The sequence below is a fragment of the Paraburkholderia sp. LEh10 genome, assembly GCF_017814945.1.
Taxonomy (GTDB): domain Bacteria; phylum Pseudomonadota; class Gammaproteobacteria; order Burkholderiales; family Burkholderiaceae; genus Paraburkholderia.
Window position 1 is genome coordinate 37,399 of sequence record NZ_JAGIPX010000004.1, and the last position, 18,702, is coordinate 56,100.

16 protein-coding genes are annotated in these 18,702 nt (G+C 64.7%); 10 read left to right on the forward strand and 6 right to left on the reverse strand.

Features of this window, described 5'->3' with window-relative positions:
• Positions 1-77: 77 nt before the first annotated feature.
• The 6 genes from J8I87_RS04375 to J8I87_RS04400 all read right to left on the reverse strand — a co-directional run bounded on the left by J8I87_RS04375 (position 78) and on the right by J8I87_RS04400 (position 6,644).
• The gene (locus J8I87_RS04375; protein WP_209930232.1) at positions 78-554 is read right to left on the reverse strand and encodes a molybdenum cofactor biosynthesis protein MoaE; all 477 of its coding nucleotides are present in this window, start codon (positions 552-554) and stop codon (positions 78-80) included.
• 27 nt (positions 555-581) lie between these two features.
• Positions 582-839 (reverse strand): molybdopterin converting factor subunit 1, encoded by a 258-nt coding sequence (moaD, locus tag J8I87_RS04380; protein WP_209930233.1) that lies wholly within the window; start codon positions 837-839, stop codon positions 582-584.
• Positions 840-878: 39 nt separating this feature from the next.
• Positions 879-2,135 carry a gephyrin-like molybdotransferase Glp gene (gene glp, locus J8I87_RS04385; protein ID WP_209930234.1) on the reverse strand — a complete coding sequence of 419 codons (1,257 nt, stop codon included), beginning with the start codon at positions 2,133-2,135 and terminating at the stop codon, positions 879-881.
• A gap of 384 nt (positions 2,136-2,519) precedes the next feature.
• Positions 2,520-3,968, reverse strand: a complete 1,449-nt coding sequence (gene thrC / locus J8I87_RS04390; protein WP_209930235.1) for a threonine synthase — start codon at positions 3,966-3,968, stop codon at positions 2,520-2,522.
• 36 nt (positions 3,969-4,004) lie between these two features.
• Positions 4,005-5,336 (reverse strand): homoserine dehydrogenase, encoded by a 1,332-nt coding sequence (locus J8I87_RS04395; RefSeq protein ID WP_209930236.1) that lies wholly within the window; start codon positions 5,334-5,336, stop codon positions 4,005-4,007.
• A gap of 54 nt (positions 5,337-5,390) precedes the next feature.
• Entirely contained in the window at positions 5,391-6,644 is a 1,254-nt protein-coding gene (locus tag J8I87_RS04400) for a pyridoxal phosphate-dependent aminotransferase (protein WP_313063929.1), read from the reverse strand.
• Positions 6,645-7,415: 771 nt separating this feature from the next.
• On the opposite strand from J8I87_RS04400, the gene J8I87_RS04405 reads away from it, so the two are divergent.
• From J8I87_RS04405 to J8I87_RS04450, 10 genes are all read left to right on the forward strand, one after another.
• Positions 7,416-7,790 carry an Mth938-like domain-containing protein gene (locus J8I87_RS04405; protein WP_209930237.1) on the forward strand — a complete coding sequence of 125 codons (375 nt, stop codon included), beginning with the start codon at positions 7,416-7,418 and terminating at the stop codon, positions 7,788-7,790.
• Between the two features lie 448 nt (positions 7,791-8,238).
• The gene (locus tag J8I87_RS04410) at positions 8,239-10,050 is read left to right on the forward strand and encodes a glycosyltransferase family 39 protein (protein ID WP_209930238.1); all 1,812 of its coding nucleotides are present in this window, start codon (positions 8,239-8,241) and stop codon (positions 10,048-10,050) included.
• 26 nt (positions 10,051-10,076) lie between these two features.
• Positions 10,077-10,448, forward strand: a complete 372-nt coding sequence (locus J8I87_RS04415; RefSeq protein WP_209930409.1) for a multidrug efflux SMR transporter — start codon at positions 10,077-10,079, stop codon at positions 10,446-10,448.
• 258 nt (positions 10,449-10,706) lie between these two features.
• Positions 10,707-11,858, forward strand: a complete 1,152-nt coding sequence (locus J8I87_RS04420) for a DegT/DnrJ/EryC1/StrS family aminotransferase (RefSeq protein ID WP_209930239.1) — start codon at positions 10,707-10,709, stop codon at positions 11,856-11,858.
• Between the two features lie 18 nt (positions 11,859-11,876).
• A complete protein-coding gene (locus tag J8I87_RS04425) occupies positions 11,877-12,926 on the forward strand; it encodes a glycosyltransferase (RefSeq protein WP_209930240.1) in 1,050 nt (349 codons plus the stop codon).
• Positions 12,923-13,870, forward strand: a complete 948-nt coding sequence (locus tag J8I87_RS04430) for a formyltransferase (protein ID WP_209930241.1) — start codon at positions 12,923-12,925, stop codon at positions 13,868-13,870. Before J8I87_RS04425 ends, J8I87_RS04430 begins: the two co-directional genes overlap by 4 nt.
• Entirely contained in the window at positions 13,867-14,913 is a 1,047-nt protein-coding gene (locus tag J8I87_RS04435; protein ID WP_209930242.1) for a bifunctional UDP-4-keto-pentose/UDP-xylose synthase, read from the forward strand. The genes J8I87_RS04430 and J8I87_RS04435 overlap by 4 nt, the downstream gene beginning before the upstream one ends.
• Positions 14,914-14,925: 12 nt before the next feature.
• Entirely contained in the window at positions 14,926-15,822 is an 897-nt protein-coding gene (locus J8I87_RS04440) for a polysaccharide deacetylase family protein (protein ID WP_209930243.1), read from the forward strand.
• A 185-nt stretch (positions 15,823-16,007) separates the two neighbouring features.
• Positions 16,008-16,469 (forward strand): peroxiredoxin, encoded by a 462-nt coding sequence (locus J8I87_RS04445; RefSeq protein WP_209930244.1) that lies wholly within the window; start codon positions 16,008-16,010, stop codon positions 16,467-16,469.
• Positions 16,470-16,822: 353 nt separating this feature from the next.
• Positions 16,823-18,658: a PhoH family protein gene (locus J8I87_RS04450; protein WP_209930245.1), complete on the forward strand. Its 1,836-nt coding sequence runs from the start codon at positions 16,823-16,825 to the stop codon at positions 18,656-18,658.
• Positions 18,659-18,702: the final 44 nt, after the last annotated feature.

Here is an 18,702-nt window from a genome sequence, read left to right on the forward strand (position 1 = left end):
GCAATCGGCATTGCGCTGCAATTGCGTCCGAATTAGCGCCTTGGCAATAAATTTTTGAAGCGTTCAATGAATAACGCCTAATCGCTTTTCGAATTCAGCGATTCGAGTCCCCAGCGCGCGAGTGCTTCGTCGTCAGTGACGCGCGCATCGACCCAGCGTTCGCCGGTTTCCGTTTTTTCTTTTTTCCAGAACGGCGCCTGGGTTTTCAGGTAGTCCATCACGAATTCGCACGACGCAAACGCGTTGGCCCGGTGCCTCGACGTCGTCGCGACAAGCACGATCTGATCGAGCGGCATCAGCTTGCCGACGCGGTGCACGATCAGCACGTCCGTGCCCGGCCAGCGCTCGCGCGCCGCGGCGGCGATCGCCTCCAGCGACTTCTCCGTCATGCCCGGATAGTGCTCGAGCTCCATCGTTTCGACGGTTTCGCCTTCGTTGATGTCGCGCACCGTGCCGACGAAGCACGCCACCGCGCCCACCTTCGGGTTCTGCGCGCGCAACGCGGCAACTTCCGCCGTCAGGTCGAAGTCTTCCGTCTGAACACGGACGGTCATGGTTCTTTCCTCGCCTCGATGCGCCGCTCAGCCGCCCGTCACGGGCGGAAAGAACGCGACTTCGCAGCCGTCGGTCAGGCGCGTGCCCGCGTCCGTCATCACATGGTTGCACGCCATGCGCAGCGCGCGGCCTTCCGCGAGCGTCTCGGCCCATACGCCGCCGCGCGCGCGCAGCCAGCCGCGCACGTCGCCGACGGTGGCAATGCCTTCGGGGACGTCCACGGATTCGTCCGACCGGCCGAGCGCTTCTCGCACGCTCGCAAAATATTTCAACTGGATCTTCATCGTCGATAACGGCTCATTGCGGCTCAATAGCGGCCGCGGTCAGTTCAGCAATTCGGAAAACGGGATGAAGCGCACGGTCTCGCCGGCGCTGATCGCATGATTCGGCGGATTGTCGATCAGCCCATCGCCCCAGACGGTCGACGTCAGCACGGCCGAACTCTGGTTCGGGAACAGATCGAGGCCGCCAGCGGCGTTCACGCGCGCCCGCAGGAATTCGTTGCGGCGGTCGCCCTTCTGCTGGGTGAAATCGGCGCGCAGCGACAGCGCGCGTGGCGTCACCGTCCGCACCCCCGCGAGGCGCAGCAGGAACGGACGCACGAATAGCAGGAATGTGACGAACGTCGACACGGGGTTGCCCGGCAGGCCGATAAAGAACGTTTCGCTCGACGCGGCTACCGCGCCGCTCGTGCCTGTGCTTCCGGCCGTGCCCGACGCGCCAGCGCGGCGAATCGCGCCGAACGCGAGAGGCTTACCCGGCTTCATTGCGATCTGCCACATGGACAGACGCCCCTCCGCGTCGACGGCGGGCTTCACGTGATCTTCCTCGCCCACCGACACACCGCCGCACGTCAGGATCAGATCGTGCCCTTGCGCGGCTTCGCGCAGCGTTTGGCGCGTCGCGTCGAGCTTGTCGGGGACGATGCCGTAGTCGGTGACGTCGCAACCGAGTTTGTGCAAAAGTCCCGTCAGCGTGAAGCGATTCGAGTTGTAGATGGCGCCGGGCTTGAGCGGTTCGCCGGGCATCGTCAGTTCGTCGCCGGTGAAGAACACGGCGACCTTCACGCGGCGCACGACTTCGAGCGTCGCGCAGCCGACGGACGCCGCCAGCCCGAGCGCCTGCGGCGTGAGCCGCGTGCCGGCTGGCAGGATCGTCGCGCCCTTGCGGATGTCGGCGCCCTGCTGGGTGATCCATTCCCCTGCTTTGGGCGTGTGCAGGATCGTCACTTCGTCGCCGGCCGCTTCCGTCTGCTCTTGCATCACGATCGCATCGGCGCCGGGCGGCACCGTCGCGCCCGTGAAGATGCGCGCCGCCGTGCCCTCGGCCAACGGCTGCGGCGCGTGGCCTGCCGGAATGCGCTGGGAGATGGCCAGACGCCGGTCGCCCTGCGACAGCTCCGCGACGCGCACCGCATAGCCGTCCATCGCGCTCGTGTTCATCGGCGGCACGTCGACGGGCGACACGACGTCGGCCGCGAGCACGCGGTTGGTCGCGTCCAGGGTCGACAGCGTTTCCGTCCCGCCGATCTGCACCGCGGCGCCAAGCAGCGTCGCGAGCGCGTCGGCGGTCGAGAGCATCGGCGCACGCGGCGCGGACTGGGCAGGTGGCGTCGGAGGCGTAGGGGTGGACATCGTTCGGATGGGGAGCGATTCGGAAAGAATCATTGTAGCGGGAGGGGACGCTGCGCGTCGCAAGGGGCTTTGATAACGTCTGCGACGCTGTTGGGGTTTGGCTTTTGCCCTTCTCGCGGGCATCTGCGATGTGGTGTGCTTTGGCCTTGCGCGGGCATGCCGGCTAAACCGGTCTGTTTTGCCGCTGTCGCTGGCATCCGCGATAGCGCATCGCGGATGCCAGCGCAAAGGCAAAACGAACCGCATCGCCGATGCCAGCGACAGCGGCAAAACAAACCGCATCGCCGATGCCAGAAAAAAAGGCAACCCAACCGCGTCGCAGACAAAAAACTACGCAGTACGTCCTGCAACGAACTCCTTGACCCGCCGCGCGTCATTCGCCAGCAGCTCGAATCGCTGCGGCAAATCCTCGAGTCCGCTGAAAGCCGCCGGACGCTCCGGCTCGCGCTCCAGCGCCTCGCGGATCGTCTCGCCGAACTTGATCGGCTGCGCCGTCTCCAGCACGATCATCGGAATGCCCGCTTCCAGATGCTCGCGCGCCACCTTCAGGCCGTCCGCCGTGTGCGTGTCGATCATCGTGTCGTAGCGCTGAAAGACGTCGCGGATCGTATCGACGCGGTCGTCGTGGCTGCTGCGCCCCGACACGAAGCCGAATTCGCGCACGCGCGCGAAATCGCCGCTCGCCTGCAGATCGAAGCCGCCCTTCTCTTCGACGTCGCGGAACAGTTGCAGCACGCGCTTCGGATCGCGGCCGAGCAGATCGAACACGAAGCGCTCGAAGTTCGACGCCTTCGAAATATCCATGCTCGGGCTGCTGGTGTGATATGTCTGCGCCGACGTGCGCACACGGTAGATGCCCGTGCGGAAGAATTCGTCGAGCACGTCGTTCTCGTTCGTCGCAACCACGAGCTTTTCGATGGGCAGACCCATCATGCGCGCGATGTGCCCCGCGCACACGTTGCCGAAGTTGCCCGACGGCACCGTGAACGACACCCGCTCGTCGTTGCTCTTCGTCGCCGCGAAATAGCCCTTGAAGTAGTACACGACCTGCGCGACGACGCGCGCCCAGTTGATCGAGTTGACCGTGCCGATCTTCTGCTGCGCCTTGAACGCGTGATCGTTCGACACGGCCTTCACGATGTCCTGGCAATCGTCGAACACGCCTTCGATCGCGATGTTGAAGATGTTCGGGTCCTGCAGGCTGTACATCTGCGCCGTCTGGAACGCACTCATCTTGCCGTGCGGCGACAGCATGAACACGCGAATGCCCTTCTTGCCGCGCATCGCGTATTCAGCCGCGCTGCCCGTGTCGCCCGACGTCGCGCCGAGAATGTTCAGCGTTTCGCCGTGCTTCGCGAGCGTGTACTCGAACAGGTTGCCGAGCAGTTGCATCGCCATGTCCTTGAACGCGAGCGTCGGGCCGTTCGACAGTTCGAGCAGCGACAGCGGCGCGCCGTTTTCGACGCCAAGCGTCTTCAGTGGCGTGATCTGCGCGGCGTTCTCCTCGTCGCGCACGTTGCAGTACACCTGTGCCGTGTACGTGCGGCGCGTCAGTTCGCGCAGGTCTTCAGCGGGAATGTCGTCGCTGAACTTGCGCAGGATCTCGAACGCGAGGTCCGCGTACGGCAGCGTGCGCCAGCGCGCGAGTTCGTCCGCGGAAACCCGCGGATATTCATTGGGCAGATACAGGCCGCCATCCTTTGCGAGACCGCCGAGCAGGATGTCGGAGAACGTATGGCGCTCGCCGATGCCGGCGCCGCGCGTGGAAATGTAGTTCATGAGCTTGCCTCGTTGCGTGTGTCAGTTGGTCGGTGCCTAGTTCAGCGCTTCCATGCGCAGCTTCGTCACCTTCGACACGACCGTCTTCAGCGCCTCGATGTTCGCGATCGCCGCGTTGACGTTCTTCTCGACCGTCTCGTGCGTGATCAGGATGATGTCCGTCTCGCCCTTCTTCGACACGTCGACCTGCTCCGATTCCTTCTGCAACAGCGCATCGATCGAAATGCCCGTGTCAGCGAGAATGCGCGTGATGTCGGCCAGCACGCCCGTCACGTCGGCGACGCGCAGGCGCAGGTAGTAGCCGCTCGTCACTTCGTCGATGGGGAGAATCGGCGTGTTCGACAGACGGTCCGGCTGGAACGCCAGATGCGGCACGCGATGCTCCGGGTCGGCCGTATGCAGGCGCGTCACGTCGACGAGATCGGCGACCACGGCGGAGGCCGTCGGCTCCGCGCCCGCGCCCTTGCCGTAGTACAGCGTCGTGCCGACGGCGTCGCCGTGCACGACGACGGCATTCATCGCGCCTTCGACGTTCGCGAGCAGGCGCTTGCCGGGAATCAAGGTCGGATGCACGCGCAGTTCGATGCCCTTGTCGGTGCGGCGCGCGATGCCGAGCAGCTTGATCCGGTAGCCGAGTTCTTCCGCGTACTTGATGTCGATCGCGGCCAGCTTGCTGATCCCTTCGACGTACGCCTTGTCGAACTGCACGGGCACGCCGAACGCGATTGCGCTCATGATGGTCGCCTTGTGCGCGGCGTCGACGCCTTCGATGTCGAAGGTCGGGTCCGCTTCCGCGTAGCCCAGCTCCTGCGCGGCCTTCAAGGCTGTCGCGAAGTCGAGGCCGCGGTCGCGCATCTCCGACAGGATGTAATTCGTCGTGCCGTTGATGATGCCCGCGATGTACTGGATGCGGTTCGCCGTCAGCCCTTCGCGCAGCGCCTTGATGATCGGAATGCCGCCCGCGACGGCCGCTTCGAACGCGACTATCACGCCGTTCGCGTGCGCCGCCTCGAAGATCTCCGTGCCATGCACGGCGAGCAGCGCCTTGTTGGCCGTCACGACATGCTTGCCATTCTTGATCGCCCGCAGCACGAGCTCACGCGCGATGCCCGTGCCGCCGATCATCTCGGCGACGATGGCGATCGACGGATCGTCGACGACCGAACCGAAGTCGTCGGTGATCGCGACGGTGCCCGCATCGTTGCCGAGCGCCGCTGCCGCCTTGGCGGGATTGCGCACGGCAATGCGCGCAATCTCGATGCCGCGGCCCGCGCGCCGGTTGATTTCTTCCTGGTTGCGGCGCAGTACCGTGAAGGTGCCACTGCCTACCGTGCCGAAGCCCAGCAGTCCAACTTTGATCGGTTCCATGCAGCGTGTGTTTCGAGTGAGAGTTTGGGAAATCGGTTAGCCCGGATGCAGCGTTCAGGCCGCGGCCGCGTGACGTTTGCGGTAGCCGTCGAGGAAGCGCGCGATCCGGTTGATCGAATCGGCGAGATCGTCGACGTTCGGCAGGAACACGACACGGAAGTGATCGGGCGCCTTCCAGTTGAAGCCGCTGCCTTGCACGAGCAGCACGCGCTCCTCCAGCAGCAGATCGAGAATGAACTGCTGGTCATTTTCGATCGGGTACATCCTCGGATCGAGGCGCGGGAACATGTACAGCGCCGCCTCGGGCTTCACGCAGGTCACGCCCGGGATCGCCGTGAGCATGTCGTACGCGAGCTCGCGCTGCTTGAACAGGCGCCCGCCCGGCGCGATCAGGTCGTTGATGCTCTGATAGCCGCCGAGCGCCGTCTGGATCGCGTACTGGCCCGGCACGTTCGGGCACAGGCGCATCGACGCCAGAATGCCGAGGCCTTCGAAATAGTCCTTCGCGCGGCGGCGGTTCTCGCCTGTCAAACCCGAGAGCCACATCCAGCCTGCGCGATAGCCGCACGAGCGGTAGCTCTTCGACAGGCTGTTGAACGTGACCGTCAACACGTCTTCGGACAGCGCCGCCATCGACGTGTGCTGCTTGCCGTCGTAGACGATCTTGTCGTAGACCTCGTCCGCGAAAATGACGAGGCCGTGGTGGCGCGCGATTTCGATCAGGCCGAGCAGCAGTTCGTCCGAGTACAGCGCGCCCGTCGGGTTGTTCGGGTTGATCACGACGAGCGCCTTCGTGTGCGGCGTGATCTTCGCTCGAATGTCGTCGAGGTCGGGCATCCACGCGTTCGATTCATCGCAAATATAGTGCACGGGCGTGCCGCCCGACAGGCTCACGCCCGCCGTCCACAGCGGATAGTCGGGCGCGGGCAGCAGCACTTCGTCGCCGTCGTTCAGCAGCGCCTGCAAAGCCATCACGATCAGCTCGGACGCGCCGTTGCCGATGTAGATGTCATCCAGTTCCACGCCCACGACGCCCTTTTGCTGCGCGTAATGCATGATCGCCTTGCGCGCCGCGAACACGCCCTTCGAGTCCGAATAGCCCGACGAAACGGGCAGATTGCGGATCATGTCCTGGATGATTTCATCCGGCGCATCGAAACCGAACGGCGCGAGATTGCCGATGTTCAGCTTGATGATGCGATGGCCTTCCTCTTCGAGGCGCTTCGCATGTTCGAGCACGGGCCCGCGAATGTCGTAGCAGACGTTCAACAGCTTGTTGGATTTGAGTATTGGTTTCACGACGGGCACTTCATCCTGGGTAAATGAGCGGGACCATTGAGCTGCGCCCCAAGCAGCGGGCAAGCCGTGAGGACGGGATTGCGCGGCGGGCGCTTTCCGGGAGCCGCGCGGCGCGCAGGGTATCGAGCGGGACGGGCGGCGCGCGGCACGCACGAGCGACGCGACCGTCACGCGGCCCGGCGAGCGCTCGCTTGCGCCCGCAGCGCCCTTGCGTCGAGCGCGTGCCGCCGCCTGATTCGCCGCCTGATTGTCACGCACTACGGGCGCTTCGGATGCTGGATCGACACTCCGGCCGACACGCGGATGGACATTCGGTTGATGCCCTTGCCGACGCGTTTTGTGCACCCCACTAGCGGCGGCGGGCGCAGTCGCCAGCCTTGCGGGCGCGGCTTGTGGCAGCGCGCGAACCTTGCGGGGAGCCGCCGGGCGGCTAAAAAGCTATAATTTAGCGGATTTTGACCGACTTCCGCAATGCACCACGCACGGCTGGGCGAGCCCCGGCGCACGGCGGCGAGCCCGCTTCGGCTGCGCTTCGTGCGGCGCGGCGGGCGCTCGCAGCCGGCGGGCTTTCGGCCCGCGCCGGCGCCCGCACAAGGCGGCATCCCGGCGCCGCCGCTGGCTCGCCGAAACGGCGCATCTCGGCGACGGGCACCATGCGAAGCTGCGAGAAGGCATTCAGCCGATGGTGAAGCGGCATTGAACCCGCTCCTGCGCAGGCCGGTCGAAACCTGGCGCACGATGCGCGCTTCGCATGTCTTACGACGATCACGGAAAACCAGTTTGAAATTACATCAGGATTCAAGCGGCGCGCTGAACACCGTCACGGGTTACGGCGCCGACTACGTCGAAATCAATCTCCAGCGTCACACGGGCAGCATCATCGTGCTGCCGGAAGGTCCCGTCATCAGTTGGCCCGTGTCGTCGTTCGAAGCCCTCTCGCCCGAGCACTTCGCGCTTCTGATCGAACCCGCGCCCGAAGTCGTCATCTTCGGCAGCGGCGAGCGCCTGCGCTTTCCGCATCCGCGCCTGACGGCCGCGCTCGCCGCCCAACGGATCGGCGTCGAAACGATGGACTTCAAGGCAGCCTGCCGCACCTACAACATCCTGATGGCGGAAGGCCGCAAGGTGGCGGCCGCGCTGCTGATCGAAGGCTAGCCGGACGATCGCACCCGATCACCATGGCCTGCATTGCGGCCGGCTCCCGTTTTTGGCGGGGGTGCTGCGCGGATCAAGTACACTGCGCGCCTGCGCGGCGTGGCATCCGCGTCGCGCGGGCGGCGCATGCCCAGGGAGCCCGGCGCGCGCGAATCGTCCGTGGCGGATGGCCGACCGCTCGGGATGCAACGGGGCGGCCATGAGAAAGCGATCGAGACGTCATTGAGCGTGTCATAAGCGTGCCATAAGGGTGCCATAAGGGTGATCGTGCAAAATCGCCCGCCGGCAGCGTTTCGTCAGGCGTGCGGCGGCGCGTACCGTAACCGGACCGCCTGGCGGCGCGAATCGCGCCGCACGCCGTCCTGACGCGCGGCAGCAACCGGACATCCGTCCGATCGGGATAAGAACGAAGCCGCGACAGCGGCGCCGAAAAAGGTTGAAAACACACATGAACGACAAGCCGTCAGGGCTGACGCTCAATCGCACGACGGTCCTGCTGCTCGTGCTCACGCTCGCCGTGATCTGGTTCGTGCCGCTGGGCTGGCGTCATCTGCTGCCAAGCGACGAAGGCCGCTATGCCGAAATGGCACGCGAGATGTTCGTCACGGGCGACTGGATCACGCCGCGCTACAACGGCTACAAGTACTTCGAGAAGCCGCCGCTGCAAACCTGGGCGAACGCGTTGTCGTTCGCGTGGTTCGGCATCGGCGAATGGCAGGCACGCCTCTACACGGCACTGACGGGCTTCGCGGGCGTACTGCTGATCGGCTATACGGGTGCGCGCGTGTTCAACGCCGCGACGGGCCTGTTTGCCGCGCTCGTGCTCGCGAGCGCGCCGTACTGGTATCTGATGGGCCACTTCAACACGCTCGACATGGGCCTGTCGTTCTGGATGGAGCTCACGCTCTGCGCGTTGCTGCTCGCGCAGCGCGCGGGCCTCGCCGCGCAGGAGCAGCGGCTGTGGATGTGGCTCGTGTGGGCGTCGATGGCGCTCGCCGTGCTGTCCAAGGGTCTCGTCGGGCTGATCCTGCCGGGCGCCGTGCTGGTGCTGTACACGCTGGTCGCGCGCGACTGGGCGATCTGGAAGCGCCTGTACCTGGTGAGCGGACTGATCGTGTTCTTCGCGATCGTCAGCCCCTGGTTCGTGATCGTGCAGGACCGCAATCCCGAGTTCTTCAACTTCTTCTTCATCGTACAGCAGTTCAGGCGCTATCTGACGCCCGAGCAGAACCGGCCCGGTGCCATTTACTACTTCGTGCCCGTGTTGATCGTCGGCTTTCTGCCGTGGCTGTCGGTGACCGTGCAAAGCGTGCGCCATGCGCTGCGCGTGCCGCGCCAGGCGAACGGGTTCTCGCCCGTCGCGATGCTGTTCGTGTGGACCGTCTTCATCTTCCTGTTCTTTAGCGCGTCGCACTCGAAGCTGCTGTCCTACACGCTGCCGATCGCGCCCGCGATCGCGCTCGTGATCGGCATGTATCTGCCCCTCGTCACGCGCGAGCAGTTTCACCGGCATCTGACGGGTTACGCGCTGTTCCTTGTCGCGGGCGCGTTCGGCGCGGTGTTCCTCGGTCATTTCGGCGACAGCCGCAACCCGAACGCGCTGTACGTCGAGTTCCGCGCCTGGGTGTTCGCCGCGCTGGCCGTGGGCTTCGCGTTCACGCTTGCGGCGATATGGCTGAACCGGCGCCGGCGCAACGCCGAGAGCGGCATGCGCAACGGCCTGCCAGCAGGCTCCCCGGCGGGCGCCACCGCATTCGCCGCGGGCATCTTCAGCGCGGCCACGGCATTCGGCTTCGGCTGGGTGCTGCTCGCGACCATCGCGGGCACGGGGCACGATACGTTCGGCCGGCTGTCGTCGGGCGCGCCGCTCGCGTCCGCGGTGAAGGCCGCGCTCGCGAAGCTGCCCGCCGATACGCCGTTCTACTCCGTCGGCGTGCTCGATCACACGCTGCCGTTCTACGCCGGGCATACGACGGTCATGGTCGAGTATCCGGACGAACTGGCATTTGGCGTATCGGTCGAACCCCAGAAATGGGTGCCGACGATCCCGCAATGGGTCGAGCGCTGGAAAACGGACCGCTACGCGCTCGCGCTGATGTCGCCGGACCGTTACCAGGCATTCGCCGCGCAGCACCTGCCGATGACCGTCGTCGCGCGCGATTCGCGGCGCGTGATCGTCGAGAAGCCGGAGGCCGGCCCGGACGGCGGCGCGCAACCCGACACCACGCCTGCGGCATCACAGCCGCAGCCGCAGCCGTGACCACACCTCATTTGAACGCTTCGTCGATGAACCCGATTTCGCTCTTCTGCATCCTGGCTGGCGTCGCACTGAACGCGGCCGCGCAGCTCCTTCTCAAGGCCGGCACGAACGCCGTCGGCCATTTCGAGTTCACGCTCGCCAACATCATTCCCGTCGGTTTCCGGATCGCGACGCAGTTGCCCATTATCGGCGGGCTCGCCTGCTATGTGCTGAGCGTCGCCGTGTGGATCGTCGGGCTGTCGCGCGTCGATGTATCGATCGCCTATCCGATGCTGTCGCTGGGCTATGTTGTGAACGCTTTCGCCGCGTGGTATCTGTTCGGCGAAGCGTTGTCGGCGCAACGCCTCGTCGGCATCGCCGTGATTCTGGTCGGCGTGTTCCTCGTCGCGCGCAGTTGACGGCCCGGCTGCACGACTTGCGCATCTTGCACGTCTTGCACCGCTGTGGCGCAAACGCCCCTGGCAAGCGTGTCAGCGTCTGATAATGTCTTCTGAATTGTTTCGAGTGCTGGACATTGCAACAGAAGTCGCACATTATCGCCGCCGCATTCAGGCATAGATAAGCACGGCGCGGCAATTTAAGCTTGATAGAAGCTAATCGTCAGGCTTTATTAATAAAAGCGCCCCGTGCCCTTTTTAATTCGAGCAAAACCATCCATGACTCAGTCATCCGTTCCGTTCCTGCCGTTCGTTCGTCCCGAGATCGATGAAGAAACGATTCGCGGCGTTGCCGACGTGCTCCGCTCCGGCTGGATCACGACGGGCCCGCAGAACCAGGCGTTCGAAAAGGCGCTGTCGGAATACTGCGGGGGCCGCCCGGTGCGCACGTTCAATTCGGGGACCGCGACGCTGGAAATCGGTCTGCGGATCGCGGGCGTCGGCGCGGGCGACGAAGTCATCACGACGCCCGCGTCGTGGGTCGCGACGAGCAACGTGATCCTCGAAGTCGGCGCGACGCCTGTGTTCGTCGATATCGATCCGACCACGCGCAACATCGATCTGGACCTGATAGAAAAGGCGATCACGCCGCGCACGAAGGCGATCATTCCCGTCTTCCTGTCGGGCCTGCCCGTCGACATGGACCGTCTCTACGCGATTGCCCGCGCGCACAAGCTGCGCGTGGTCGAGGACGCCGCCCAGGCGTTCGGGGCGACGTGGCGGGGCGAGCGCATCGGCAAGCTCGGCGACATCGTGTCGTTCAGCTTTCACGCGAACAAGAACCTGACGTCGATCGAAGGCGGCGCGCTCGTGCTGAACAACGAAGACGAAGCCGTCCTCGCGCAGAAGTACCGGCTGCAAGGCATCGTGCGCACGGGCTTCGACGGCGTGGATTGCGAGCTGCTCGGCGGCAAGTACAACCTGACGGACGTCGCCGCGCGCGTCGGCCTCGGCCAGCTCCCGCATATCGAGCGCTTCCGCGCGCAACGCCACAAGCTCGCGCGCGCGTACTTCGCGGGCTTCGAGGGCGGCGCGGCCGTGAAGCTGGGCATGGGCCTGCCTCTTGCGGACTTCGAGAACACCAACTGGCACATGTTCCTGATCACGTTGCCGCTCGCGCGCCTGTCGATCAGCCGCGCGGCGTTCATGGAACAGATGAAGGAACGCGGCATCGGCACGGGCGTGCACTATCCGGCCATTCATCTGTTTTCGCTTTACCGCGCGATGGGCTACAAGGAAGGGATGTATCCGCACGCGGAGCACTACGGCGCCAGCACCGTCACGCTGCCGCTCTTCACGCAGATGAATGAAGGCGATGTCGTGCGCGTGTGCCGAGCGGTGAACGAGATTTGCGAACAATACGGTCAATAAAGCGGAAACCCAGCGGAAATGAATCAAACGGATCCACGCCCGGCCATGCCCGAACTCTCGGTCATCATCCCCGTCTACAACGAGGAGGCCGGGCTCGGCGCCCTCTTCTCGCGGCTCTATCCGGCCCTCGATGCGCTCGGCACCGGCTACGAGGTGATCTTCATCAACGACGGCAGCCGCGACAAGTCGGCGGCGCTGCTGGCGGAGCAGTTCCGCGTCCGCCCGGACACCACGCGCGTGATCCTGCTGAACGGCAACTATGGGCAACACATGGCGATTCTCGCGGGGTTCGAGCAGTCGCGCGGCGAGATCGTCATCACGCTCGACGCCGACCTGCAGAACCCGCCCGAAGAGATCGGCAAGCTGTGCGCGAAGATGCGTGACGGCTACGACTACGTCGGCACGATCCGCAAGCAGCGCCAGGACAGCCTGTGGCGGCGCAAGGCGTCGCTGGCGATGAACCGGCTGCGCGAGCGCATCACGCGCATCAAGATGACGGACCAGGGCTGCATGCTGCGCGCGTACAGCCGCCACATCATCGACACGATCAACCGCTGCGGCGAGATCAACACGTTCATTCCCGCGCTCGCGTACACGTTCGCGCAGAACCCCGTCGAGATCGAGGTCGCGCACGAGGAGCGCTTCGCGGGCGAGTCGAAGTATTCGCTCTACAGCCTGATCCGCCTGAACTTCGACCTCGTGACGGGCTTTTCCGTCGTGCCGCTGCAATGGCTGTCGTTCATCGGCGTGATCCTGTCGATGGGCTCGGCTGCCCTCTTCGTGCTGCTGCTGATCCGCCGCTTCATCATCGGCGCGGAAGTGCAAGGTGTGTTCACGCTGTTCGCCATTACGTTCTTCATGCTCGGCGTCATCATCTTCGCGCTCGGGCTGCTCGGCGAATACATCGGGCGCATTTATCAGCAGGTGCGGGCGCGCCCGCGCTATCTGGTGCAGGCTGTCCTCGAGCAGCGCGACGACGAGCCCATCGTCGCGCAGCCGCGCCAATCCGTCGTGCAGGGCGCCCAGCCCGCGCCCGTCAACGGCGACGATCGCGGAGCCGGCAAATGAAGCCGCGCGCCGTCGTCTTCGCGTATCACAACGTCGGCGTGCGCTGCCTGCAGGTGCTGCTCGCGCGCGGTGTCGATGTCGCGCTCGTGGTCACGCACGAAGACAGCCCCACCGAGAACATCTGGTTCGGCAGCGTCGCGTCGGTCGCCACGGAGCACGGCATTCCCGTCGTGACGCCCGCCGATCCGAAGAGCCCCGAGCTGCGCGCGCTCGTCGTCAATGCGCGGCCCGACTTCATCTTCTCGTTCTACTACCGGCACATGCTGCCCGTCGATCTGCTCGCCGTCGCGCCGCGCGGCGCGTACAACATGCACGGGTCGCTGCTGCCGAAGTATCGCGGCCGCGTGCCGACCAACTGGGCCGTGCTCAACGGCGAAACCGAAACGGGCGCGACGCTGCATGAAATGGCGGCGAAGCCCGACGCGGGCGCGATCATTGCGCAGACGCCCGTGCCGATCCTGCCCGACGACACGGCCGCGCAGGTGTTCGACAAGGTGACCGTCGCCGCCGAACAGACGCTGTGGCGTGCACTCCCCGCGCTGCTCAAGGGCGAGGCGCCGCATCTGCCGAACGACCTCGCGCACGGCAGCTACTTCGGCGGCCGCAAGCCCGAAGACGGACGCATCGACTTCAGCCAGAGCGGCCAGCAGGTCTACAACCTGATTCGCGCCGTCGCGCCGCCGTATCCGGGTGCGTTCGCGGAGGTCGGCGGCGAGCGCTTCGTGGTTGCGCGCGCGCGGCTCGCGCAACCCGGCGCGCCTGGCGGGGATTTGCCGCCCGGCATCCACGTAGGCGATAATGGCTTTTTTGCGACATGCGGCGACGGCCGCGTCGTCGCGATCCACGAATTGCGGCATCAGCGCGACGATCAGCACCATACAAGCGAGCGCGTCGTCTCCCCAGCCGAATTCACCCAGCTCATTCAATCTTCGCGTAATACATGAAAAAAGTCCTGATTCTGGGTGTGAACGGCTTCATCGGCCATCACCTGTCCAAGCGCATTCTCGAAACGACAGACTGGGAAGTGTTCGGCATGGACATGCAGACCGAACGCCTCGGCGACCTCGTCAACCACGAGCGGATGCATTTCTTCGAAGGTGACATCACGATCAACAAGGAGTGGGTCGAGTATCACGTGAAGAAGTGCGACGTGATCCTGCCACTCGTCGCGATCGCCACGCCCGCCACGTACGTGAAGCAGCCGCTGCGCGTGTTCGAACTGGACTTCGAGGCGAACCTGCCCATCGTGCGTTCGGCCGTGAAGTACGGCAAGCATCTCGTCTTCCCGTCGACGTCCGAAGTCTATGGCATGTGCACAGACGAGCAGTTCGACCCGGACGCGTCCGCCCTCACCTACGGCCCGATCAACAAGCCGCGCTGGATCTATGCGTGCTCGAAGCAGCTGATGGACCGCGTGATCTGGGGCTATGGCATGGAAGGCCTGAACTTCACGCTGTTCCGTCCGTTCAACTGGATCGGCCCGGGCCTCGACTCGATCTACACGCCGAAGGAAGGTTCGTCGCGCGTGGTCACGCAGTTCCTCGGGCATATCGTGCGCGGCGAGAACATCAGCCTCGTCGACGGCGGCGCGCAGAAGCGCGCGTTCACCGATATCGACGACGGCATCAGCGCTCTCATGAAAATCATCGAGAACCGCAACGGCGTCGCGACGGGCAAGATCTACAACATCGGCAACCCGACCAACAACTTCTCGGTGCGCGAACTCGCGCACAAGATGCTTGCGCTCGCCGCCGAATTCCCGGAATACGCGGAGTCGGCGAAGCAGGTACAACTGGTCGAAACGTCGTCGGGTGCGTACTACGGCGCGGGCTATCAGGACGTGCAGAACCGCGTGCCGAAGATCGACAACACGATGCAGGAACTCGCGTGGGCGCCGCAATCGACGTTCGACGAAGCGCTGCGCAAGATCTTTGAAGCGTATCGCGGCCATGTCGCCGACGCGCGCGCCCTCGTCGAGCAACAGTAAGGGCTGTCGCGCTTGGCTCTGATCGTCCTGAAGATCGACGTCGACACGCTGCGCGGCACGCGTGAAGGCGTGCCGAATCTCGCGCGTATCTTCGACCGCTACAAGGCGCGCGCCACGTTCCTCTTCAGCCTCGGCCCCGATCACACCGGCTGGGCGATGCGGCGCGTGCTGCGGCCGGGCTTTCTGAAGAAGGTGTCGCGCACGTCGGTCATCGAGCACTACGGCGTCAAGCAATTGATGTACGGCGTGCTGCTGCCCGGCCCGGACATCGGCGCACGCGCCCGCTCGCAGATGCGCGCGATCCACGAAGCCGGTTTCGAATGCGGCATCCACACGTGGGATCACGTGTACTGGCAGGACAACGTGCGTTCGCGTCCGCGCGACTGGACGGTCGCGCAGATGCAGAAGAGCCATGACCGCTTCGTCGATATCTTCGGCATGCCGCCCGTCACGCACGGCGCGGCCGGCTGGCAGATGAACGGCCACGCGTTCGAGCAGATCGACGCGTGGGGCATGCAGTACGCGTCCGACGGGCGGGGGCATGCGCCGTACTTTCCCGTCGTCGGCGGCCGCACGCTGTCACATGTGCAGATGCCGACCACGCTGCCGACGCTCGACGAAGTGCTGGGCATCGACGGCATCGACACGCACAATGTCGCCGCGTGGATGTTGAAGCGCACCGCGAACAATCCGCACGACCAGGTGTTCACGCTGCACGCGGAGCTCGAAGGCCAGAAGCTCGCGCCCGTGTTCGAGCAACTGCTCGCCGGCTGGCGCACACAAGGCCACACGTTCGCGACGATGGGCGACTACCACGCCACGCTAGACCGTGACACACTGCCGTCGTACCCTGTGACGTGGGGCGAAATCCCGGGACGTTCCGGCGAGTTGATCGTTCAACCCGACTAGCCGCGCGCCGGGCCGTACGATGCGCCATGTGGTGCGCCGCATTGTGCGGCCGTCGCGCCCGATGCGCACCGGCACCTGTTCGGCCGAGCAGCACGCCCCGGGAACCACCCCAAGCAACCCCGAAGAAAAAGTACAGGCGCGCGGCCAGCGCTGCCGCCGACACCGATAACAACCGGAGGACCCTCGTGCCCATCGCAGTCGATCAACCCGTTCCCGACTTCACCGCCCCCGCGACGGGCGGCGACTTCACGCTGTCCAGCCTGCGCGGCAAGAAGGTCGTCGTATATTTCTACCCGAAGGACAACACGCCGGGCTGCACCACAGAAGGCCTCCAGTTTCGCGACCTCTATCCGAAGTTCAGGAAGGCGGGCGCGGAGATCATCGGCGTGTCGCGCGACAGCGTCCGCTCGCACGATAACTTCAAGGCCAAGCTCGAACTGCCGTTTACCTTGGTATCGGATCCGGACGAAACGCTGTGCACGCTCTTCGGCGTCATGAAAATGAAGAAAATGTATGGCAAGGAAGTACGGGGAATCGAGCGCTCCACGTTTGTCATCGACGGCGAAGGCGTGTTGCGCCGCGAGTGGCGCGGCGTCAAGGTGCCCGGCCACGTCGAGGACATTCTGGAGTCTGTACAAGCGCTTTGAGGCGCGTTATATTGGGCCGCAATGAGTGCCTGTTCACATACTTTTTTCCGCAGTTGCGCTGCAAATCGCGTCTTTGTCGCCGCTGACAGTCCGGCCATGACGCGAAGCACGAGGCGCAATGCGATGACCGAAGTCGAGCCGCCTGCCCCGTTTGTCGGGCCGGCGGCTTTTTTAATTGCGCGCAGTTGCTCGCATCGTTCGCAACGCACTTTCGTCAAGGAGCCGATCGAAAACCAGGCGAACCGGCATTACTAATCCGACACGCGCCACCGGACGCAAATTGCGAGCACACGACGCACGACAGTTTGCGGCAGGCGGCGAAGAATTGTGACCCGCTTTACTCGAGGGAAACCATGCCTTTGCCTACCCCACCCAGCAAGCTCGGCAATCTGTTGCCGCCTGATGAATACAAGGCGAAAGCCACGCCTGCAAAGCCTGCCCGAAAACAGGCGCACGAAGGGGAGCAAGCCGCATCGGCCGAATATGGCCGCACCAATGTCGCCGCACCGATGACGCACGCCGCCAACGCCGCGACGACCCTGCGTTCCGTCCCCCATCTGGCCGCGTCCGCGGAAGTCGCCGAAGTCACGGAAGCTCCGCCGTCCCGCAGCCGCAAGGCGAAGCAGACGGCTGCACTGCTGCAGCCGGTGCCGTCCGTCGCTGATGAAAGCGCTGAAGCCGCGCCCATCGTCGCGCGCCGCGGCAAGGGTTCCGCCGAGGCCGATGCGCAAGCAACCGCCGCCACGCCCACGCGCGCCGGCACGAAAAAACGTACGACCAAGGGCGCGCAGGTCGAGGTGCGCAAGCTCTTCGTGCTCGACACCAACGTGCTGATGCACGACCCGACCTGCCTCTTCCGCTTCGAGGAACACGACGTCTATCTGCCGATGATGACGTTGGAAGAACTCGACAATCACAAGAAGGGCATGTCGGAAGTCGCGCGCAATGCGCGTCAGGTGAGCCGCACGCTCGACTCGCTGGTGGCGAATGCGGGCGAAATGTCCGAAGGCATTTCGCTCTCGCGCCTTGGCAGCCGCGAAGCGTTGGGACGCCTCTACTTCCAGACGAAGCTCACCCATATCGAGCCCGTCGAAGGCTTGCCGCAAGGCAAGGCCGACAACCAGATTCTCGGCGTCGTGCGCGCGCTGCAGCGCGACCGTCAGGACCGCCAGGTCGTGCTGGTGTCGAAAGACATCAACATGCGCATCAAGGCGCACGCGCTCGGCCTGCCCGCTGAAGACTACTTCAACGACCAGGTCCTCGAAGACAAGGACCTGCTCTACTCCGGCATCCGCCAGTTGCCGCCCGACTTCTGGACGAAGCACGCGAAGGACATGGAGAGCTGGCAGGACACGAAGACGGGCACCACGTACTACCGCGTGACGGGTCCGCTGTGCGCGTCGATGCTGGTCAACGAGTTCGTCTATCTGGAGCCGCAGAACGGCGAACCGGCGTTCCACGCGATCGTGCGTGAGCTGAACGGCAAGACGGCGCTGCTGCAGACGCTGCGCGACTACGGCCATCACAAGAACAACGTGTGGGGCATCACGGCGCGCAATCGCGAGCAGAACTTCGCGCTGAACCTGCTGATGAATCCCGAGATCGATTTCGTCACGCTGCTCGGTCAGGCGGGCACGGGCAAGACGCTCGTCGCGCTGGCGGCGGGCCTCGCGCAGGTGCTCGACGACAAGCGCTACAACGAGATCATCGTGACGCGCGCGACGGTGCCCGTCGGCGAGGACATCGGCTTTCTGCCCGGCACCGAAGAGGAAAAGATGCAGCCGTGGATGGGCGCGTTCGACGACAACCTCGAAGTGCTGCAGAAGACGGACGACGCCGCCGGCGAATGGGGCCGCGCGGCCACGCAGGAACTGATCCGCTCACGTCTGAAGATCAAGAGCATGAACTTCATGCGCGGCCGCACGTTCGTCGACAAGTATCTGATCATCGATGAGGCGCAAAACCTGACGCCGAAGCAAATGAAGACGCTCGTCACGCGCGCAGGTCCGGGCACGAAGATCATCTGTCTCGGCAATATCGCGCAAATCGACACGCCTTATCTGACGGAAGGCAGTTCGGGTCTCACGTATGTCGTCGATCGCTTCAAGGGCTGGGCGCACAGCGGCCACGTGACGCTCGCGCGCGGCGAGCGCTCGCGGCTAGCGGATTACGCGTCCGACATTCTCTGACGCGCTTTTATTGGCTTCTCAAGCCGCATCCGGTAGTCGCGCCG